Raw genomic sequence first — 19229 nt, 5'->3', positions numbered from 1 at the left:
GTGCCTTTCTACGGATGGATGCAGAGGTTGTGGCAGATGTATGGACAGTAGCCAGATGAGGAGAGTGAACAGTGGATGGTGAAGCAGAACGTTCAAAATTCGGAAGCCGGTTTTGTATTTAGCAAATCCCCCCAAACACCTGACCCACCGGAAGCCAAAATTCAAAATTCAAAATTCAAAGTTCAAAATTCTAGGGGCGATTGCCGTACTGTCCGGTTTTGTGATCAGCGATCGCAGGTTGACCTGTACCAGCTTCAGAATTTGTTCCAGACTGCCACTTTTTGGGCCCGCGATCGCCAGCTGGAGGATTTGGAGATTGCCATTGCCAACAGTGATCCGGTGATCAGCGTCTGGCATGACCCCGAGCTAATCGGTTTTGCCAGAGCCACCTCAGATGGCATTTATCGAGCCACGATCTGGGATGTGGTGATCCATCCAGACTATCGAGGAGCAGGCTTGGGGCGAAAACTGGTACAAACCGTATTGAGCCATCCCAAACTGTACCGGGTGGAACGAGTTTATCTGATGACCACCCAGCAGCAAACCTTTTACGAAAAAATTGGCTTTGAGACGAATAGCACGACGACGATGGTATTGCATAATCGGCCCATGGATTTAATACCAATCATGATTTCGGCAGTAGAGAGGGAGGAGGGAATAGGGGATAGTGGATGGTGAAGGGTAAATAGTGAGATTACTCTCTCACGCTTCACCAAATCTCCCTTCCCTAATCCCGCTTTTCCACCATGAAGAAAAGAGTCACCCTGACCTTCCCCAAGCGTTCTGTCCAGATGCCAGTCACCTATCGATTGGCAAAAGATTTTAATGTCGCGGCAAATATTATTCGGGCACAGGTGGCCCCCAACCAGATCGGCAAACTGGTGGTGGAATTGTCGGGGGATATTGACCAACTGGAAGCGGCAATCGAGTGGATGCGCTCCCAGGACATCGGAGTTTCTTCCTCCAGCCGCGAAATCGTGATCGATGAAGATTTGTGTGTACACTGTGGCCTGTGTACGGGGGTTTGTCCTAGTGAAGCTCTGACCCTGGATTCTGAATCGTTTAAGCTTACCTTCACACGATCGCGCTGCATCGTCTGTGAACAGTGCATTCCTACCTGTCCGGTTCAGGCGATTTCAACAAACCTTTAAAGGGAGAGTATTAGGATGCCTAATCGCTGTCAGCGGAGTGAAGAACTATTCATCCCGCTGACAACAGACATATTCAAGGCCTCATTAAGCTGCGATCGGAGCAGATTTTTGAACTTTTAGTGCGATCGGAAAGTAGATGTATCACCCAGGTTGAATTCAAGGGAATAGGCAACCTGGTTAGCCTTTAAACCAAGTCCAGCCAGAGAACAGTCGTGTCCCGATCAGAGAAACACCAGTTCTGGACTTGGACAAGGTTTACTTCGAAGGAAGTTGACTGAATTCCAGAAAGGTAGCGATCGAGAAATGTCTGTAAAAAGATTCCTTAGAAGATTTTTTGCTGGCCAGTCTGTTTTTCACCCTGGTGCCCGAAGTCTCGGCTATACGGAGAAAACCTTGATTTTATTGAGTCTGCGTCGACAGACTGGGTGAGTGTAGTCGCGGTTTTAACCGCCAGATACTAATTTTCTATTAATTTTTGCGTCAACAGTTTAGTAAGCTACTGTAATGATTTTTTAATCTAAACTAAGTCTAGCTAGAGAACGATCGTGTTCCGATCAGAGAAACTATGGTTCTGGACTTGGACAAGGTTTACATCCTACCTGTAAGACGTTCCACCAGAGCAGCTTTCCTATCTCATTACTCCACCATCCCCATTTCATAGCCTTCTCAGCCCAACCTCCCTCTTGGTGCCGCCCACTAAATTGTTACAATAATCACATTCCAGCCCTTAGGAGACGCAGATCACCATGACTCAAAATAACTCAAAGAAATCGATTATGATTGCTCCTTCGATTTTGTCTGCCGACTTTAGTCGGTTAGGCGAAGAGATTAAAGCCGTAGATGAGGCAGGAGCCGATTGGATTCATGTGGATGTCATGGATGGTCGGTTTGTCCCTAACATTACGATTGGCCCACTGATTGTAGAGGCGATTCGCCCCGTGACCCAGAAACCACTAGATGTTCACCTGATGATCGTGGAACCGGAAAAATACGTAGCTGATTTTGCCAAAGCTGGAGCAGATCATATCCTGGTGCACGCCGAATCGAGTTCCACGATTCATATTCATCGGGTGTTGGGACAGATTAAAGAACTGGGCAAAAAGGCCGGGGCCGTTCTCAATCCGGGTAGTCCTTTGGAATTAGTGGAGCCGGTTCTCGATCTGTGCGATATCGTGCTGATTATGAGTGTGAACCCTGGGTTTGGGGGACAAAGTTTCATTCAGTCCCAGGTGGCTAAGATTCGTCGGCTACGGGAACTGTGTGATGAGCGAGGGCTGGATCCCTGGATTGAAGTGGATGGTGGTTTGAAAGGCAACAATACCTGGCAGGTGCTGGAAGTCGGTGCCAATGCGATCGTGGCAGGTTCTGCGGTATTCAATGCTCCCGATTATGCGAAGGCGATCACAGACATTCGCAACAGCAAACGCCCAGAACTAGCCGCTGTTTAATTCTGTTAACTGGTGAATTCATCAAAAAAGGCCATCCAGTAAAGGTGGCCTTTTTTATCTTTAAGCTGAAAGTAGAGAAACTGAGAGGATGGGAAAGCGAGAGGCTCAGAGGATGGGTAATTCCAAACTCAAATTAAGCAAATGCCTTCCGAAGTCTCGGCTGGATGCTCAGCAGAGAAACCAGACAAAACCCGATCAGCACGAGCAAAGCTATTCCTAAGGTCACATCTCCAAAAGGCGCATGCATAACAACACTGTTGAGTAACCAGTTGGGATGGAGGTACACATAGCGGATGGGTTCGATCGCATAGCTGAGGGGATTCAGGGAAGCAACCCATTGTAGCCAGTTGGGCATAAAGGACAGAGGAACCAGGGCAGTGCTAGCAAACAGCAAAGGCAGGTTGGTAACAAAAATCACGGCAATTAATTCAATGTGACCGGGGAGGGAAAAAGCCAATCCCAGGCTCAGAGCCGTCACGGCCAGTACCAGTAACAAAACAATTAATCCAACCAATGCTAATCCTGAGGCATTGGGTAGTCCTGCACCCAGAAAGGCGCTCATGGCAATAATGGCGATCGTCTGAATCACGCTCATGACAGTGATGAAAATCGCTGAGGCCATGACAATGGAATAGCGAGAGGCCAGAGGAGCCACCAGCAGTCGATTTAGGAAGCCAAATTCGCGATCGAACATCACTGGTAAACCTGCATTCAACGCTCCACCAAAAGCTGTGAAGACAATAATTCCAGCACCAATAAACTTGCCATAGCTCACGTTATTACCTAGAAATCCCTGCGGTGCATTTTGGAACAAGGCTCCAAACAGAATCAACCACATCAACGGTTGCACCACCCCAGCAATCAGGGTGGAAGGTCGCCGCTGCAGTTGAATAAATAAGCGACGGGTGAGGGCGATTGTTTCCTGGATAAAGTCAGCCAATGCACTGGAAGAAGCAGCCGTTTGACCTGCGACTTTTCCATTTAATTGAGAAGGGGTAACGGTAGTGTTCATAAGTAATACAGGATTTAAGAAGTGATGGTATAGATGAACTGTTTGTATCTATACCTTTGTTAAGAAACTGATTTAGTGGCTTGACCAAATCATTGGCCATTGACGATTCAAACTATCGCATCTGTTTCTTACGCTCGGCTTTTTCGTCACGGGTGGCAGAGGCGGCAAGGTCGGCATCCAGAAGCGTGCGTCCAGTGGCAGCGAGATAGACATCATCCAGACTGGGACGGGACTGGGCAATACCAAAAGTAGGCAGTCCGGCATCCTGGAGGGCACGCTGGACGGTAGACAAGGCATCACTTTGTGGCGCAACGACTAAATTCAGGGAGTTACCCTGAGCTGGGTTAATAATCACTTCCTGGACTGCGGGTAGAGCCGCTAAGAGAGATTTAGCTTTTTCGGCTTCATCGCTGGGTGTAAATTCCCGGACACGGAGGGTGATCCGATCGCCTCCTACCTGATCCTTCAATTGCGAGGGGGTTCCGGCTGCAATCACTACCCCTTTGTCGATGATGGCGACGTGATCGGCCAGCATATCAATTTCTTCCAGGTAGTGACTGGTAATTAAGACTGTGGTGCCTTCGTTACGAATTTTGCGTAAGAAGTCCCATACAGCAACGCGGCTTTCAATGTCCAGTCCTACCGTTGGTTCATCCAGTACAAGGACATCCGGTTGGTGCAGTAGTCCGGAGGCCAGATCCAGCCGTTTGCGAATTCCACCGGAGTAAGTGCCACTTTTTTGGTCAGCGTAAGCTTCTATGCCTAGAAGTTGGATGACAGCTTCAATCCGTTCTTTGATGATAGAGCGAGGTAGGTGATAGAGTGCAGCCTGCAGTTGCAGTAATTCCCGTCCGGTTAAAACCTTGTCAATGGCCACTTCCTGCGCGACGTAGCCTAGTTTTTGGCGAGCCAGTTTGGGCGTGTCCAATACGGAAATTCCAGAAACTTCAATCCGACCTGCGTCTGGTTCAGTTAAGGTACAGAGGCAGCGTAACGTGGTGGTTTTTCCCGCTCCATTTGGTCCTAGCAGACCATAAATCTCTCCCGATTCAATGGTGAGGGAGACATCCTTCACTGCTTCGACAGCACCGTAGCGCTTTTGTAGCTTTTCGATTAGAACGGCAGGAGCCATGAATCCAATCCTCGATACAAATCTCAATCTTTATTGTAGGAGGCGATCGCGGTTGGTTTCATGGTGGGGCAAAATTAGCTGGCTTCAGAATTCGGAGTTTTAGCGAGGAGGTTTTGATTATGAACTGACTGATTCGGTAAAACTCCGAGTTATTGGGGGATCTGCTGGGATCCTTTTAATAATTGCTAATTCACCAACAGTACCAGTACAAGGGTTCATTTCTAAATTGTATTTATTAGCTTAAAGTGAAGTAAGAAAAATATTGCTTCTTACCCATTCTCAAAAGCGGAGATTCCTGAGGCTGAAGCTTGTGTGATCGGGGAGCCAGAATTATTACCAAAATTCAGCAACCAGGGAAGGCAATGAAACACAATGGTAAACGGCAAGCTACTATCGATGTTGTCCAGGGTCGGACTTTGGGTTGGAGGGGGGGGTTGGCTCCCTAGCGGCAGTGTTTCTAACCCAGTTGATTAAGCTAACACTTGATACCACCTCTGGATTGGGTACTGTCTGGCTACTACTGCTGCCACTGGTCGGTGTTGCCTTAGCAGTGCTGGTGCTGTTTGCAATCGGTAGGGGCCAGCCTGTGCAGACTTTGGCTCCCCGTGAGGTCACCGCTTCTGGTTGCTGGGCTTCTCTCATGAGCTGGTATTCCTTCCCCTACGACATTGCCCGAGCGGATTTGACCGGCGACATCGTGAGAGCATCTGGGGCAGAAGAGCGCTTCCCCTGGAATCTGGCCCCTCTGCGTGCCCTTGCTATCCTCTCCACGGTTGGGCTGGGTGCACCGATGGGTGCAGAATCTCCAGCCGCGCATATTGGTGTTGCGACAGGGACCTGATTGGGGACCGCATTCCCAGTCCTGCGCCAATTGGTACGGCCTCTGGCGATCTGTGGCGGGGCGGCCTCCGTGTCTGCCTTGATGGGAATTCCGCTGGTGGGTAGCTTCTTCAGGTTTGAGTTGAATCAGCGACGCAAGATTCCCGCCACCCCGGAGCGAATAGTGGCGATGTTAGCTGGGGGCCTGGTTGGATGGGGAGTCATCGGCATTCAATACTTAGTAACCTCCTATTTCTTCTATCTGGTAGGTGGTCTGCTGGCGGAGGCCGTCCGCACTGAACTGGCCACTCCAGAGGTCGATTTTGTCAGTCGGGAACTGTACAACGGCTTACTTACCGTCCACGCCACCGTAATGATTTTCCTGTGGATCGTTCCGGCAGCTACGGGAGCTTTTGGCAATTACCTGATCCCCTTGATTATTGGGGCGCGGGATATGGCTTTTCCCCGACTCAATGCCGTCGCCTTCTGGCTGATCCCGCCCGGTGGCCTATTGTTAATGTCCAGCTTTTTGGTGGGTACTCCTGGTTCAGGCTGGACATCCTATCCTCCCCTCAGCCTGGTTACAGATCAGGCCGGACAGGCAATCTGGATTCTGAGTGTGTTGATTTTGGGGACTTCCACCATCCTGGGTGCCCTGAACTTCATTGTCACCATTCTCAAGATGCGGTCACCCGGCATGACTCTAAACAAGATGCCCCTGTTCTGTTGGGCCATGCTGGCGACTTCAGCCCTGATTTTGATCTCAACTCCGGTTCTGGCTGGTGCATTGATTCTGCTCGGCTTTGACCTGATTGTCGGCACGGCCTTTTTCAATCCCACTGGGGGAGGCGATCCGGTGGTCTACCAGCACATGTTCTGGTTCTACTCTCACCCAGCGGTTTACATCATGATTCTGCCGATCTTCGGGTTAATCTCAGAAATTCTGCCCGTTCATGCGCGGAAGCCGATTTTTGGCTACCGGGCGATCGCTTACTCCAGTATTGCCATCAGCTTTCTGGGACTGATTGTATGGGCACACCATATGTTCACCAGTGGCACCTCACCCTGGCTGCGCATGTTTTTCATGATCAACACCATGGTGATCGCTGTACCCACCGGGATTAAAGTCTTTAGCTGGCTGGCAACCATTTGGGGCAGCAAACTGCGGCTAAACACGGCGATGCTATTTGCAATGGGCTTTGTCTCGATATTTGTGATCGGTGGTATCAGTGGGGTGATGGTGTCCTCTGCCCCCTTCGACCTGCACGTTCATGACACCTATTTTGTGGTGGCCCACCTGCACTATGTTCTGTTTGGCGGTAGCGTCTTCGGCATTTATGCGGGGACTTGCCACTGGTTTCCCAAGATGACGGGCCGCATGGTCAACGAAACCCTGGGTAGAATTCACCTTGTTCTTACCTTCATTGGTTTCAACCTGGCCTTCCTGCCGATGCATAAGTTGGGGTTAGAAGGCATGAATCGCCGGATTGCAGAATACGACCCCAAATTTACGACTCTGAATCTGGTCTGCACGATCGGCTCTTATATTCTCGCGGTTTCCGTGATCCCCTTCCTGGTCAACATGGGCTGGAGCATCTTCAAAGGAGCAAAAGCCCCCAGTAATCCCTGGGGTGGTCTTACCTTTGAATGGCTGACCACCTCTCCGCCTCCTCCCGAAAACTTCGAAGTCGATCCTGCCCTGACCGTTGGCCTCTACGATTACGGAACCGAAGAAGCCACTGAAGTCATCAAAGCTGGCCCTGTTTTGGCAATGGTCGCTGGCGCGGAAACGTAATAGTTTGACAGTTTTGAGTTTTGAGTTTTAAGTTGCAGGCCAGCCCTAAAAATTCATAACTCAAAACTTAAACCTTGTCCAAGTCCAGAACCGGCGTTTCTCTGATCGGAAAACGACCGTTCTCTAGCTGGACTTGGTTTAGAACTTAAAACTTAGAAACTTCTTACTGTCCACCTTCCTCTATTTGGATTCATGCAAAGTTCTGTAATTGAGACTCAGACGATCGTTAACTACGAAACTGAAGCGGCTCATGGGCATCATGAGCATCCAGATCATCGAATGTTTGGGGTCATCGTCTTCCTGATTGCTGAGGCGATGATTTTTTTAGGATTGTTTACGGCCTACTTAACCTTCCGGGCTGTGGCTCCGACCTGGCCGCCAGAGGGCACTCCAGAGCTAGAACTGCTCCTGCCAGGGATCAATACCATCATTCTGATTCCCAGTAGCTTTGTGATCCATAATGCCAACAGTGCGATCAAGAAAAATGATGTTAAAGGGCTGCGAACCTGGTTTGGCATCACTGCTTTAATGGGTATTGTGTTCCTGGTGGGGCAGCTTTATGAGTACTTCCATCTCGAATTTGGGCTGAAAACTAATCTGTTTGCCAGCACCTTTTATGTGTTAACCGGATTTCACGGCTTGCACGTTTTGTTTGGATTGGTGCTGATTCTGGCGGTGTTGTGGCGATCGCGAATTGCAGGTCACTATTCCAACACCAGTCACTTTGGCGTTGAAGCGGCTGAACCCTACTGGCACTTTGTTGATGTCGTGTGGATTGTCCTGTTCATTCTGCTCTACCTCTTAAAGTGAGCCTACAAGTGAGCCTACGCCCTCACCGGATGTTGACCATAAAACGGCAATGCTTCTGACCAGTGGGGGCGATCGCCTGCCAACCATCTGCTGCAGGCAATTTCCAGAATACTGACTATGGATGAACTCGCTCCCTCGTCTAACTCCACCGAATGGTAAGGTCCATTCCAGTGAGAGAGAACCGTTTGCCAATCCTCCAACGTCCGCACCTGATCGAGCAACACTGCTTCAATCGTTATAGGGAGTACAGAATAGGCTGGAGAGCCACGATCCTGCTGCTGTTCAACTTGGCTAGCAGGCTTTAAGCGGTAGATGGCACAAAAAAATTCTCCCCGTCGGGCAGGCATTTGCACGGCGATATCAGCGTCTGGATAAACGAGCTTTTTTTTTCCGACATCCCAGGCGACCCCTGCCAGAGTAGAAACGGCAAAGAGAGGAATTTCCAACTGTTGGGCCAAAGTGCGGGCAGTGACCACACCAATCCGGGTGCCTGTAAATCCTCCTGGGCCTTTTGCTACGGCGATAAATTCCAGATCTTGCCAGGTTTGAGGTGGGAGAAATTCAACCAGATGACTGTGCAATAACTGGGAAGTCTCGCGGCCCAGGTTCCAGGTTTGAGAACGACGATCACCAGCAAAATTACTGATGGCTAATCCTAATTCTGGACTGGCCGTATGCATCGCTAAACCGTAACAGGAATTTTTGATCATGGTTTGTCGTAGTATTCAGCGGTCTGTAAAAGAACCTGGTGCGATCGCTCTCTACCACCTCAGTACGAGGAACTTCGTTGATTCATTTTCTTACTACAGTGGGAAGACTTTCCGATATCGCCTTCTCTAGGATGAAGAGTAATCAATAGATGTATTGACAAGACGTATTGACAAGATGTACTGACACACAAGGTTGTAACTGTAGGTGCTGTTAGCGTAACGCACCGATCCAATAGGAATAACCTCTCGTGTCATTACAAATAGAAACTGATCGTCGTCCATAGCCTCTTAAGTTAGACACTCTACTATGAAAACAACCACTAAAGCCCAATGGCAGCCTTATAAGAAATTGGAGCTCATCCCAGATTTTTGGTACAACCGACCACGGGATTTGCCAGGATTATCGAATGGTTTGCCAATCTGTGGCACTCTGTAACAATTCCCGGTAAAACCAGCGAACCAGCCATCTGGCAAACAATGCATCGATACGGCAACCTATGGTGGCACGCCTATGATCCAGCAACCGGGCAGACCAGTTACCTGTCGTCTGAGGATGAAGTCCTGATGTGGCTCGACCAGCGGCACAGTTTCAGTTAACTCTCCAGGCCACCACTGACTGGTGGAATGAATACCACTTCATCGCCATCCTGTAAGACCGTCTGTGGTTCGGCAAACTTCAGATTTACACCATAACGGGTGACTTCTCGCCATTCAGCCAATTCAGGATGTTCGCTGATCAGGCGATCGCGCAGCTCGATCACGGTTATTCCTGAGGGGAGATGTAACTGTAACTCTGGCACTCCATAAGCTTCTTGATAAGCCGCAAATAGTTTCACAGTAATTGAAATGGTGGGTGCCATGATGCAAATCAATCAATTCTGAATCTAAACCAAGTCCAGCTAGAGAACGATCGTTTTCCGACCAGAGAAACTCCGGTTCTAGACTTGGACAAAGTGTAGCATTTGCTTTTCACCAACCTCCTCCATCAGAGAGTTTGAGTTTTTCAGGTGACTGCGGTAGGCTAACGAAGTTACTCACTGTACTTAAACTTTGTTCAGAATCTGGGGACTGTCATGCTGGAACTATACCAATTCGAGATGTCTCACTATTCCGAAAAGGTGAGATTGATTTTAGATTACAAGGGCCTGGAATATCGTAAGATTGAAGTGACTCCAGGCATCGGTCAACTTGAATTGGTGCGGATGTCGGGTCAGCGCCAGGTTCCAGTTCTGAAAGATGGCAGTGTGGTCATTGCCGATTCCACTGCGATCGCAGAATACCTGGACAAGCAATATCCCGATAAACCCATCATTCCTGGTGATCCAAAACTACGGGGACTGTGCCTGATCCTGGAACAATGGGCGGATGAATTGATCGGTCTTAATGCCCGCAAATGCTTAGTGGGCGCAATGGGGCAGGATCAAAGTTTTCGCACTGCTGTACTGCCTGCTGGTACCCCTGATATTTTCAAAACCTTTGTGGGATCCGTTCCAGGAGATTTCTTCAGCTTCTTAGGGATCGGAGTGGGAATGGGGCCAGACGCGATCAAAGCAGCACAAGCCGCGATGAAGCACGATCTGGCTTCCCTCTGTTTCATTCTCATGAAGCAGCCCTATCTGATTACCGACCAACCCACCCTGGCGGATTTTGCTGTTGCTGGGCTGACCATGTATGTCAAGTTTCCGGCAGGTAATTACCTGAACATCCCTGATGCCTTAAAAGGAAAAGGGATTTCTGGAATTGCAGATGCGGGCACCTTTTATCCCTTCTTCACCTGGCGCGACAAATTGTACAGCGACTATCGTAAACCACTCGCCACTACCAATACCTCAACCGGTTCTGGCCCGACCTCCATCAACATTGAGGATTGAGTGTTCCCCCCTTCTCAGTCCTCTACAAAATGGGGGAGGCGGCAAACTTTCTGCAGTATCATTCATCCTGCCTGTGTGAACGACTGGCGCTCCAGCGGAACGTTTCTACAAACAATTCACACGATCTCTCGAATCACCAGTTCCTCTGCAACTTGATCTTGAAATAGCCGTTGTATCACTTGCCGTGCCGCACTAAATCCCCCATCCAGATAAATGCTGCCAACGATCGCTTCCAGCGTCTCTGCCAAAATTTCTGGTTGGCAATCAGCCTGCTGCAACTTCTCTGCCTTACTCATTCTTAATTCGTACCCCAGCCCAATTTTCTGGCTCATTCTGGCCAGATTTTCCACTTGCTTTAGCTCCAACTTTCGCAGAACAATTTCCTGCTGAGTTTCATATCCTGCCCGAATCAGCACCTCAGTTAAGACCGCATCCAGTACCGCGCCGCCCAATAATACAAGCGCATCCTGATCCTCACAGACCTGGCAATTCTGCTGCTCCAGAGCATACCCTTTCCGAGTTAGTGCCCGATTGAGAAACCGTTTATCAAAGAAAAAATAGTCAAGAGTGGCTTCAATAGTCATAGGATTTTAGGAGGTGAGAGGTGAAGGGTGAAAGGTGAGAGGTGAGAGTTAAGAATTAAAAGCTTCCTATTGCTTACTCCCTACTCCCTGTTCACTATTCCCTATCCCCATCCCCTATTCACCATCCACTATCCCCTATTCCTTACTTCCCACTCCCTGTTCCCTTTTCTCCATGCATCATTTCATTCCTGCTGATCGCTTCTTTCCCTACCTTACCTGGACCGAAATTCAGGCTATGCCCAACAAAGATAATGTGGTGATTCTTCAACCGATGGGTGCGATCGAGCAACATGGGCCGCACTTACCTTTAATTGTGGATGCAGCGATCACAGAGGCCGTAGTCGGAAAAGCCCTGCAGATTCTGGATGATACTATTCCCGCTTATGTGCTGCCCACCTTGAACTATGGCAAATCCAATGAACACTGGCATTTTCCTGGGACGATTACCCTCACAGCCCAAACCTTGATGGCAACCCTGATGGAGGTTGGAGAAAGCCTATATCGAGCCGGATTTCGTAAATGGGCGTTAGTCAATGGTCATGGGGGGCAACCTCAAATTCTGGAAATTGTGGCGCGGGATCTGCACCAGCGGTATGAGGATTTTCTCGTTTTTCCCCTATTTGTTTGGCGGGTGCCTAATATCGCAGCAGAGTTGCTGACTGACCAAGAACTGGAATTGGGAATTCATGCCGGAGATGCGGAAACCAGTTTGATGCTGGCGATTTTGCCGGAGCAGGTGAAAATGGAGCGGGCCATCGCTGAGTACCCAACGGGTTTGCCCCAGAATAGTTTGTTGAGTGTGGAAGGAAATTTGCCCTTTGCCTGGACAACACGGGATTTAAGTCGCAGTGGCACGATCGGTGATCCAACAACGGCAACCAAGGAAAAGGGCGATCGCCTCCTGGAATCTCTTACAAAGGGTTGGGTACAAGTTATTCAAGATATCTACCACTTTCGCCAAGCAAACGTCAGTAATGAGTTTTAAACCTTGTCCAAGTCCAGAACGCTCGTTTCTCTGATCGGAAAACGATCGTTCTCTAGTTGGACTTGTTTTAACAACCCAAACTCCCTTTCCATTTCCTTCAGGTTTAGGGCACGTCAAATCGTAAGATAGGGGAGGCGTGACTGGATTCTCTATCGTGAAGGCAATCTCTCTGCTTGGCTCCACCGGATCGATCGGTACTCAAACCCTGGACATCGTAAGCCAACATCCGGATCAATTTCGGATCGTAGCGCTGGCAGCAGGTCGCAATATTGAGCTACTAGCCCAACAAATTCGGCAGTTTCGTCCCAGTCTGGTAGCGATCGCCGATCCAGACTCTCTACCAGAATTGCAGGAGGCGATCGCCGATGTGACTCCTCAACCAGCTTTATTGGTGGGACAGGAAGGAGTAATTGAAGTCGCCCGGTGTCCAGAAGCAGATGTCGTGGTAACGGGAATTGTCGGCTGTGCCGGATTACTCCCGACGATCGCGGCCATCAAAGCCGGAAAAGATATTGCCTTAGCCAATAAGGAAACCCTGATTGCGGGTGGCCCTGTTGTCCTGCCTCTGGTGCAACAGTATGGGGTGAAATTGTTACCTGCCGATTCGGAACACTCTGCCATCTTCCAGTGTTTGCAGGGAGTTCCTGATGGCGGATTGCGCCGGATTCTGTTAACCGCCTCTGGAGGAGCTTTCCGAGATTTTCCCGTCGAGCAACTAGCCCATGTCACGGTGGCCGATGCCCTGAAGCATCCCAACTGGTCAATGGGACGCAAAATTACCATTGATTCTGCTACGTTGATGAATAAAGGGCTGGAAGTGATTGAGGCCCATTACTTGTTTGGGGCCGATTACGATCAAATTGATATTGTGATCCATCCGCAGAGCATCATCCACTCTCTGATTGAGTTGCAAGATACCTCCGTTCTGGCACAACTGGGCTGGCCAGATATGCGGTTGCCACTGCTGTATGCCCTGTCCTACCCGGAACGCATTTACACTGATTGGAGGGTCTTAGACTTGGTGAAATGTGGCGACCTGACCTTCCGGGAACCCGATCATCAGAAATATCCCTGTATGCAACTGGCCTATGCCGCAGGGCGGGCTGGAGGTTGTCTGCCTGCCGTGCTGAATGCCGCCAATGAACAGGCCGTTGCTCTCTTCCTGGAGGAACAGATTCGCTTCCTCGACATTCCTCGGTTGATTGAGCAAACCTGCGATCGCTACCAGTCTCAGAACCGCTCCACTTCCACCCTGGACGATATTCTGGCGGCAGATCAGTGGGCACGGCAGGAAGTCCTCTCCACCAGTCAAACCCTGGCGACTGTCTAATCAGAACCCTGATCATGAACCTGGTGCTCCTGATTGCGGCTGTGATCATTGCCTTTCTGGTCTTCACGTTGTTAATCAAAGTTGTGAGGGTTACGATCGGTACTGCGATCGCTATTGCTATCATCGTGCTGGTTTTGCAACTGGTGTTTGGCATCGGCCCCGGCCAGGTCTTCAACCAGGTGAACCAGTTCTTCCAATCCCTCTGGCACCTTGTCACCGGAGGAAGATAACGATCGTTCGCTGCCACCATGCCGATCAAAACCCTGATTCCCTTAATTCTGCTGATTTTTGTGCCGCTCTCCATTGCCGCCGACCTGCTGCATTGGGGTGAAACCGCCATCTTTTTCACCTCTGCCCTGGCGATCGTTCCCCTGTCCATCTGGCTCAGTACGGCAACCGAGAAAGTGGCGGTGTTCACAGGCCCCTCTATTGGCGGCTTGGTCAATGCCATTTTCGGGAATGCCACCGAATTGATTATTTCCCTGGTAGCGCTGAAAGAAGGATTGACTGATATTGTCAAAGCCAGTATTACCGGCACCTTGCTTAGCGACCTGTTACTACTCATGGGAATTGCTATGCTGGCAGGAGGAATTCGTTACAAGGAGCAAAAGTTTCAGCCCATTCTGGCTCAGGTGAATGGCTCTTCCATGACCCTGGCCGTTACCGCGATCGCCCTTCCCACCCTGGTGATTAACACCTCCAATGTGGTAGACGCCGTGGCGATTCGCAATCTTTCTCTGGTCGCAGCCACCGTCTTAATCATTGTCTATGGATTGACGCTGGTGTTTTCTCTGGGCACCCATAGTTACCTCTATGACATCGGTTTGGCAAATGAAGAACCAGCCGAAATCTCTCTTGATGGCAAGCCCACCAATCAGCGCTCGAAATTGTTCTTCTGGGTAGCGGTACTGTTAGCTTCGACAGTGGCCGTTGCCTTTGAGTCGGATCTGTTTGTGGATGTAGTAGATACGGAAACTGAACGCATCGGACTCACTCCACTGTTTACGGGGGTCATTCTGCTGCCTTTCATCAGCGATGTGGCTGCGTTTGTGATGATGGTGCGGTTATCCATTAAAAATAAGATGGATTTAACGGTCGCCACAGCTACAGGGGATAGTTTGCTAGTCGCCCTGTTTGTTGCCCCAGTCCTTGTGTTTGTCGGGCAACTGATTGGTCAACCGATTGACCTCAACTTCAACCCCTTTCAGGTAATTGCTGTAGCGATCGCGGTAGCCATCACTAATCTAATTACCTTCAACGGTCGCTCCAACTGGCTTGACGGCTCCCTCCTCCTGGCAACTTACATTGTTCTGGGCGTGGCGTTTTATTACCACCCCGCTTGAGATGAGTGAAAAGTTAAGAGTTAAGAGTGAAAAGTTTTAGGTTACGATAGTCTCTACGGTTAGTCTTAACTCTCAACTCTGACCTGCCTTTGCGGGTATAGTTTAGTGGTAAAACGAAAGCTTCCCAAGCTTTAGTTGCGAGTTCGATTCTCGCTACCCGCTTTATAAGCAGAAGCCTTGAAAGTCAAAACCTTCAAGACTTTTATCATTTGTGACAACCATCTCTGGAAGTACAGATGTTTTATTTTTGATGTCAATCTCAATAGAGTTCAGGGTAGATAGGGCATTCAGAATGTAGGAGTATCCTGTGAATGACTGGATTGAGATGGATGTAGCGTACCAAGAGATGTCATTTGTTTTACCTGATAATTCCCAAGATCAGCCTAGACCTTAGAGCTTTTGTAAAACTCGAAGGTCTGGCTAAGCAAGAGAATTACCCAGAATTAGCCGAACTGCTTTTTAGCCGTCGCCGTTTCTAGGTTAAACAAGATGCTGAGGGTTTGCATCGCCTGACGACGGGCTTCAATATCTTGCTGGGCACGTAGTTGTACCATTGGGTCATGTAAGATCTTGTTGACGATACCACGCGTCAGGGCTTCGATCACTTCCTGGTGCTTGTCGGCGAATTCCGTACCTAGGCGGGAGAGGGCCTTTTCCAGTTCCTGTACGCGAATGGTTTCCACCTTATCGCGCAGGCTGCTGATCGTAGAAACCGTTTCCAGCGATCGCCACCAGGCTTCAAAGGATTCCACTTCCTCATCCAATAAGACTTCGGCTTCCATAGCCATTTGCCGACGGGCTTCATGGTTCTGAGCCACTACCGCTTTCAGGTCGTCTACATTAAATGCCTGAACGTGGGGTAAGTCATTCACATCAGAGTGAACATTACGCGGCACCGCAATATCAAACAGCATCAGATGATGGCCAGGATGTAGAACTGGTTCAAGTTTGGCACGATCGAGCAAGGGTTCAGTCGCTGCTGTGCTAGTAAATACCAGATCGGAGTGCATGATGATATTCATCATTTCTGAGATCGGATGCAAGTGCAGCTGCACGTCTAGGAATTGCTTCGCCAGTTCCTGAGCGCGCTCCACCGATCGATTGAGGATGGCAATGTTGGCAGCCCCTTTAGAAGCCAGGTGCTGTACTAGCAGACGGGACATTTTACCCGCTCCGATAATCGCCACCCGGCAGGCAGCCAAGTTTTGCACCTTCATTTGCGCCATTTCCACCGCTGCAGAACTGATAGAAACGGCTCCAGTGCCGATGCTGGTTTCGGTACGGACTCGTTTTCCAGCAGTAATCGCCTGTTTGAACAATTGATTCAGAGTTCGGCCAATGCCTTTATGCTCCTGCCCTAACTTATGGCACTGCTTCACCTGAGCCAGAATCTGCCCCTCACCCAATACCAGGCTGTCCAGCCCAGCCGCGACCCGCATCAAATGCATCACTGCATCCTGGTGTAACAACACAAACAGATAAGGCCGCAAAGAGGAAATTGGCAGTTTGCTATGGTCAGCAAGAAACTGAGTGACTTCGCGCACTCCATTTTCTGTTTCATTCGCAACTACATAGATTTCTAAACGGTTACAGGTACTTAAAATGGCAACTTCTTGAATGTTGGGATAGCTACAGAGTTGAGCGATTGCCTTATCATACACAGGCTCTGGAATACTCAACTTCTCACGCACCTCTACAGGAGCAGTTTTATGGCTTACCCCCACCACAACAATGTTCATAACGATCGAATGTTATATGAAGGATTTCGGCAAACAGAACAGAATCAAAATTTTAAGTTTTAAGTTTTGAGTTTTAAGTTATGGAGAACTCAAAACTCAAAACCTATCACTACGTTAGTGCAGTTGAATGTACTTGGGTTGCTCGGTCATGTGGATCGTGTCCACGAAGCGGGCTGTTTTGGATTGGCTGGAGATCACCAGGGTTTGGGTTCTGGCTCCACCTTTGAAGAAGCGAACGCCATTGAGCAGGTTACCAGGGGTAATGCCGGTGCCTGCAAACAAGATTGTTTCGCCAGAGGCCAGTTCGTCTGCATTGTAGACGCGATCGGGATTGTCGATGCCCATTTCTTTTAAACGAGCAATATTGGCTTCCTTGCTCTCTCCAATCAGTCCAGTTTGCACCACCTCTGGATCATAAACAAGTTGACCCTGGAAGTGAGCACCCAAACAGCGAAGAGCCGCAGCGGAAATCACCCCTTCAGGTGCGGCTCCAATTCCCATCAGGGCATGGATATTGGTTCCAGAGAAGCCACAGTTAATCGCGGCGCTTACATCTCCATCAGTAATCAGTTGTACTCGCGCTCCAGCTTCCCGGATTTCCTGAATCAGGTCTTTGTGGCGATCGCGCTTCATCACCACGACGACCAGTTCGTCGATTGCCCGATCCAGACACTCGGAGAGAATCTTCAGGTTTTCGGTTGGGGTCTTGGTAATGTCCACATGACCTCTGGCTGCAGGGGGAGCAGCCAGCTTTTTCATATAGAAGTCAGGAGCAGCAAATAACCCTCCTTTCTCTGAAATTGCCAGCACTGCCATTGAACCGGGTTGCCCGTAAGCACAAAGATTTGTGCCTTCACAGGGGTCTACAGCGATATCGATTTCGACCAACTCTTCAGGGTTGCAGTAAGCTTTGGCATCTTCACGGGTGCAAATGCCGACTTCTTCCCCGATGTAAAGCATGGGGGCTTCATCTCGCTCCCCTTCCCCAATCACAATCCGGCCCCGCATGTGAATCCGGTTCATGCGCTCCCGCATGGCTTCTACGGCCACTCGGTCGGCTTCATTTTTATCGCCCTTTCCCATCAAACGAGCAGACGCGATCGCGGCCTGTTCCACGACCTCAACAATTTCTAAACCGAGTGTACTATCCACGACGTAAGTCCTCCAACTGCTGATTTTGCGCGGTTTTGACCTGTACTTCAATGTACAAGTCTATCAAAAGGAGGAGTCGCGCTTAAAGAAGATTCCCCAGCTTAGGTATGTTAAGTTTTTTAAGCCCCTTCCGCTTGTCCTTTGTAGATAGCTTATGCAGATCCCGCATTTTGAAGAAGTCGGACGGACGAATCCCAAAACTATTGGCGATCGCTTGCCAGAGGAGATATATAGTCTGGCTCTCGATCATCTGGTACTCACCTGTGTCGATCTCGCTTTGATTTATCACCAGCAAATTCTCTTAACCCGTCGCAATCAGTATCCCCGCAAATCCTGGTGGCTGGTAGGAGGCCGGATGACTGCTGGGGAAGATCCCCTGATCACTGCCCAGCGGAAGGCATTTGAGGAAGCAGGACTCAGTTTCAGCCGCGATCGCTTCCACTATGTCGGGGTTTATTCCACCTGCTTTGCTTTGCGGGAACAAGAACCCAGGTATCACGGTTCTCATACCGTTAACCTAACCTATCAAGTCAAGCTAACCCCTGATGAGCAAGCCAGCTTACAACTGTCAACTCAGGAGTATGAAATCCACCATCAATGGGTTGACCTGGAGCAGGTTGAGACATATCTGGAAGCAGACGATCAAATAGACCAAGCCCTACTCCACATCATCCAAGATATTCAGCGACTGAACGGCTTGCATGGCTGATGTTCAGCTAATACCGTTCATCACTCGATCCTCTCCTCACTCAACCCCCAATCTCTCAACTCTCAATTCTCAACGGCTTTGTCTTACTCTTTTGCTTCGTCTTACTCTTTTCTAGAAAACCCCGAATATCTGCTACATCGCCGCTGGATGGAGCGGGCGATCGCCCTGGCAGCAACGGCGGGACAGGCTGGTGATGTGCCTGTAGGAGCAGTGATTGTTGGCCCCGATGGATCTGCGATCGCAGAAGCCGCTAATCGGCGGGAGCAAGATTGTGACCCCACGGCCCACGCTGAAATCCTGGTTCTACGCAGGGCAGGACAGACTTTGAACACCTGGCATCTGACGGAGTGTACGCTGTACGTCACTCTGGAACCCTGTGCTATGTGTGCCGGGGCGATCAGGCTGGCTCGACTGAAGCTCCTGGTCTATGGCGCAGATGACCCAAAAGCTGGAGCAATTCGAAGCGTCATTAATTTGCCAGATAGCGCCTGCTCAAACCACCGTCTAGCTGTTATGGGTGGTATTTTAGAGGCTGCATGTCGTCAGCAACTTCAGTCCTGGTTTGCTGATCGTCGCGTTGATCGTCGTGAATGACCCTCATGACAGCAGTTAAACTGTCCCTCACACTCAGACATCCCA

The 19229-nt window shown here is 49.6% G+C and carries 21 protein-coding genes and 1 tRNA gene; 15 read left to right on the top strand and 7 right to left on the bottom strand.

Going from position 1 to position 19229, the window contains the following annotated elements; all coding sequences use genetic code 11:
* The first annotated feature begins 75 nt into the window (after positions 1-75).
* The 3 genes from ACUVQO_RS02595 (at position 76) to rpe (ending at position 2599) form a co-directional block, all read left to right on the top strand.
* Positions 76-678, top strand: coding sequence for a GNAT family N-acetyltransferase (locus ACUVQO_RS02595; RefSeq protein WP_445924336.1), 603 nt, complete (start codon positions 76-78; stop codon positions 676-678).
* 68 nt (positions 679-746) lie between these two features.
* Positions 747-1151 (top strand): NIL domain-containing protein, encoded by a 405-nt coding sequence (locus ACUVQO_RS02590; RefSeq protein WP_445924335.1) that lies wholly within the window; start codon positions 747-749, stop codon positions 1149-1151.
* Positions 1152-1897: 746 nt separating this feature from the next.
* The gene (gene rpe, locus ACUVQO_RS02585; protein ID WP_445924334.1) at positions 1898-2599 is read left to right on the top strand and encodes a ribulose-phosphate 3-epimerase; all 702 of its coding nucleotides are present in this window, start codon (positions 1898-1900) and stop codon (positions 2597-2599) included.
* A gap of 133 nt (positions 2600-2732) precedes the next feature.
* Here rpe and ACUVQO_RS02580 read toward each other — a convergent pair whose 3' ends face one another.
* Positions 2733-3611, bottom strand: coding sequence for an ABC transporter permease (locus tag ACUVQO_RS02580; RefSeq protein ID WP_445924333.1), 879 nt, complete (start codon positions 3609-3611; stop codon positions 2733-2735).
* A gap of 112 nt (positions 3612-3723) precedes the next feature.
* A complete protein-coding gene (locus ACUVQO_RS02575; protein ID WP_445924332.1) occupies positions 3724-4743 on the bottom strand; it encodes an ATP-binding cassette domain-containing protein in 1020 nt (339 codons plus the stop codon).
* 466 nt (positions 4744-5209) lie between these two features.
* Here ACUVQO_RS02575 and ACUVQO_RS02570 point away from each other — a divergent pair, with 466 nt between their 5' ends.
* From ACUVQO_RS02570 to ACUVQO_RS02560, 3 genes are all read left to right on the top strand, one after another.
* Positions 5210-5584, top strand: coding sequence for a hypothetical protein (locus ACUVQO_RS02570; protein ID WP_445924331.1), 375 nt, complete (start codon positions 5210-5212; stop codon positions 5582-5584).
* Positions 5585-7357 carry a cytochrome c oxidase subunit I gene (ctaD, locus tag ACUVQO_RS02565; RefSeq protein ID WP_445924330.1) on the top strand — a complete coding sequence of 591 codons (1773 nt, stop codon included), beginning with the start codon at positions 5585-5587 and terminating at the stop codon, positions 7355-7357.
* A gap of 192 nt (positions 7358-7549) precedes the next feature.
* Positions 7550-8167, top strand: coding sequence for a cytochrome c oxidase subunit 3 (locus ACUVQO_RS02560; protein ID WP_445924329.1), 618 nt, complete (start codon positions 7550-7552; stop codon positions 8165-8167).
* 14 nt (positions 8168-8181) lie between these two features.
* Here the strand turns inward: ACUVQO_RS02560 and tsaB are convergent, their stop codons facing one another.
* Positions 8182-8877 carry a tRNA (adenosine(37)-N6)-threonylcarbamoyltransferase complex dimerization subunit type 1 TsaB gene (gene tsaB, locus ACUVQO_RS02555; protein WP_445924328.1) on the bottom strand — a complete coding sequence of 232 codons (696 nt, stop codon included), beginning with the start codon at positions 8875-8877 and terminating at the stop codon, positions 8182-8184.
* Between the two features lie 369 nt (positions 8878-9246).
* On the opposite strand from tsaB, the gene ACUVQO_RS02550 reads away from it, so the two are divergent.
* Positions 9247-9474 carry a hypothetical protein gene (locus ACUVQO_RS02550; protein ID WP_445924327.1) on the top strand — a complete coding sequence of 76 codons (228 nt, stop codon included), beginning with the start codon at positions 9247-9249 and terminating at the stop codon, positions 9472-9474.
* Here ACUVQO_RS02550 and moaD read toward each other — a convergent pair.
* Positions 9471-9737, bottom strand: coding sequence for a molybdopterin converting factor subunit 1 (gene moaD / locus ACUVQO_RS02545; protein ID WP_445924326.1), 267 nt, complete (start codon positions 9735-9737; stop codon positions 9471-9473). The two genes, ACUVQO_RS02550 and moaD, sit on opposite strands and share 4 nt — an antisense overlap.
* Positions 9738-9950: 213 nt before the next feature.
* Between moaD and ACUVQO_RS02540 the strand changes: the two genes are divergently transcribed.
* Positions 9951-10748 (top strand): glutathione S-transferase family protein, encoded by a 798-nt coding sequence (locus ACUVQO_RS02540; RefSeq protein WP_445924325.1) that lies wholly within the window; start codon positions 9951-9953, stop codon positions 10746-10748.
* Between the two features lie 116 nt (positions 10749-10864).
* On the opposite strand, the gene ACUVQO_RS02535 is transcribed toward ACUVQO_RS02540, so the two are convergent.
* A complete protein-coding gene (locus tag ACUVQO_RS02535) occupies positions 10865-11332 on the bottom strand; it encodes a ribonuclease III domain-containing protein (RefSeq protein ID WP_445924324.1) in 468 nt (155 codons plus the stop codon).
* Between the two features lie 172 nt (positions 11333-11504).
* Here ACUVQO_RS02535 and ACUVQO_RS02530 point away from each other — a divergent pair, with 172 nt between their 5' ends.
* The 5 genes from ACUVQO_RS02530 (at position 11505) to ACUVQO_RS02510 (ending at position 15152) form a co-directional block, all read left to right on the top strand.
* Positions 11505-12317: a creatininase family protein gene (locus ACUVQO_RS02530; RefSeq protein ID WP_445924323.1), complete on the top strand. Its 813-nt coding sequence runs from the start codon at positions 11505-11507 to the stop codon at positions 12315-12317.
* 154 nt (positions 12318-12471) lie between these two features.
* Positions 12472-13647, top strand: coding sequence for a 1-deoxy-D-xylulose-5-phosphate reductoisomerase (gene dxr, locus ACUVQO_RS02525; RefSeq protein ID WP_445924322.1), 1176 nt, complete (start codon positions 12472-12474; stop codon positions 13645-13647).
* Between the two features lie 14 nt (positions 13648-13661).
* Positions 13662-13877 carry a hypothetical protein gene (locus tag ACUVQO_RS02520; protein ID WP_445924321.1) on the top strand — a complete coding sequence of 72 codons (216 nt, stop codon included), beginning with the start codon at positions 13662-13664 and terminating at the stop codon, positions 13875-13877.
* 18 nt (positions 13878-13895) lie between these two features.
* Positions 13896-14990, top strand: a complete 1095-nt coding sequence (gene cax / locus ACUVQO_RS02515) for a calcium/proton exchanger (RefSeq protein ID WP_445924320.1) — start codon at positions 13896-13898, stop codon at positions 14988-14990.
* 91 nt (positions 14991-15081) lie between these two features.
* Positions 15082-15152: transfer RNA gene (locus ACUVQO_RS02510), tRNA-Gly, on the top strand.
* Positions 15153-15433: 281 nt separating this feature from the next.
* Here the strand turns inward: ACUVQO_RS02510 and ACUVQO_RS02505 are convergent.
* Together ACUVQO_RS02505 and glpX are read right to left on the bottom strand one after the other, a co-directional pair.
* Positions 15434-16729 (bottom strand): glutamyl-tRNA reductase, encoded by a 1296-nt coding sequence (locus tag ACUVQO_RS02505; RefSeq protein ID WP_445924319.1) that lies wholly within the window; start codon positions 16727-16729, stop codon positions 15434-15436.
* A 114-nt stretch (positions 16730-16843) separates the two neighbouring features.
* Positions 16844-17881: a class II fructose-bisphosphatase gene (gene glpX, locus ACUVQO_RS02500; protein WP_445924318.1), complete on the bottom strand. Its 1038-nt coding sequence runs from the start codon at positions 17879-17881 to the stop codon at positions 16844-16846.
* A gap of 154 nt (positions 17882-18035) precedes the next feature.
* On the opposite strand from glpX, the gene ACUVQO_RS02495 reads away from it, so the two are divergent.
* Both ACUVQO_RS02495 and tadA read left to right on the top strand, forming a co-directional pair.
* The gene (locus ACUVQO_RS02495) at positions 18036-18590 is read left to right on the top strand and encodes an NUDIX domain-containing protein (RefSeq protein WP_445924317.1); all 555 of its coding nucleotides are present in this window, start codon (positions 18036-18038) and stop codon (positions 18588-18590) included.
* 78 nt (positions 18591-18668) lie between these two features.
* Positions 18669-19184, top strand: a complete 516-nt coding sequence (tadA, locus tag ACUVQO_RS02490; protein ID WP_445924316.1) for a tRNA adenosine(34) deaminase TadA — start codon at positions 18669-18671, stop codon at positions 19182-19184.
* Positions 19185-19229 lie beyond the last annotated feature (45 nt).

This window comes from Leptodesmis sp. (genome assembly GCF_052746595.1).
The sequence above is the reverse complement of the archived record's forward strand: the minus strand, read 5'-3'. Positions and strand labels throughout refer to the sequence as shown.

Bases quoted from the DNA above. Each gene is read 5' to 3' on its own strand.
- ACUVQO_RS02560 (WP_445924329.1), top strand. From the start codon at position 7,550: ATGCAAAGTTCTGTAATTGAGACTCAGACGATCGTTAACTACGAAACT.
- rpe (WP_445924334.1), top strand. From the start codon at position 1,898: ATGACTCAAAATAACTCAAAGAAATCGATTATGATTGCTCCTTCGATT.
- ACUVQO_RS02595 (WP_445924336.1), top strand. From the start codon at position 76: ATGGTGAAGCAGAACGTTCAAAATTCGGAAGCCGGTTTTGTATTTAGC.
- ACUVQO_RS02575 (WP_445924332.1), bottom strand. From the start codon at position 4,743: ATGGCTCCTGCCGTTCTAATCGAAAAGCTACAAAAGCGCTACGGTGCT.
- ACUVQO_RS02535 (WP_445924324.1), bottom strand. From the start codon at position 11,332: ATGACTATTGAAGCCACTCTTGACTATTTTTTCTTTGATAAACGGTTT.
- ACUVQO_RS02520 (WP_445924321.1), top strand. From the start codon at position 13,662: ATGAACCTGGTGCTCCTGATTGCGGCTGTGATCATTGCCTTTCTGGTC.
- ACUVQO_RS02580 (WP_445924333.1), bottom strand. From the start codon at position 3,611: ATGAACACTACCGTTACCCCTTCTCAATTAAATGGAAAAGTCGCAGGT.
- ACUVQO_RS02495 (WP_445924317.1), top strand. From the start codon at position 18,036: ATGCAGATCCCGCATTTTGAAGAAGTCGGACGGACGAATCCCAAAACT.
- ACUVQO_RS02530 (WP_445924323.1), top strand. From the start codon at position 11,505: ATGCATCATTTCATTCCTGCTGATCGCTTCTTTCCCTACCTTACCTGG.
- tsaB (WP_445924328.1), bottom strand. From the start codon at position 8,877: ATGATCAAAAATTCCTGTTACGGTTTAGCGATGCATACGGCCAGTCCA.
- ACUVQO_RS02540 (WP_445924325.1), top strand. From the start codon at position 9,951: ATGCTGGAACTATACCAATTCGAGATGTCTCACTATTCCGAAAAGGTG.
- moaD (WP_445924326.1), bottom strand. From the start codon at position 9,737: ATGGCACCCACCATTTCAATTACTGTGAAACTATTTGCGGCTTATCAA.
- ACUVQO_RS02590 (WP_445924335.1), top strand. From the start codon at position 747: ATGAAGAAAAGAGTCACCCTGACCTTCCCCAAGCGTTCTGTCCAGATG.
- ACUVQO_RS02505 (WP_445924319.1), bottom strand. From the start codon at position 16,729: ATGAACATTGTTGTGGTGGGGGTAAGCCATAAAACTGCTCCTGTAGAG.
- cax (WP_445924320.1), top strand. From the start codon at position 13,896: ATGCCGATCAAAACCCTGATTCCCTTAATTCTGCTGATTTTTGTGCCG.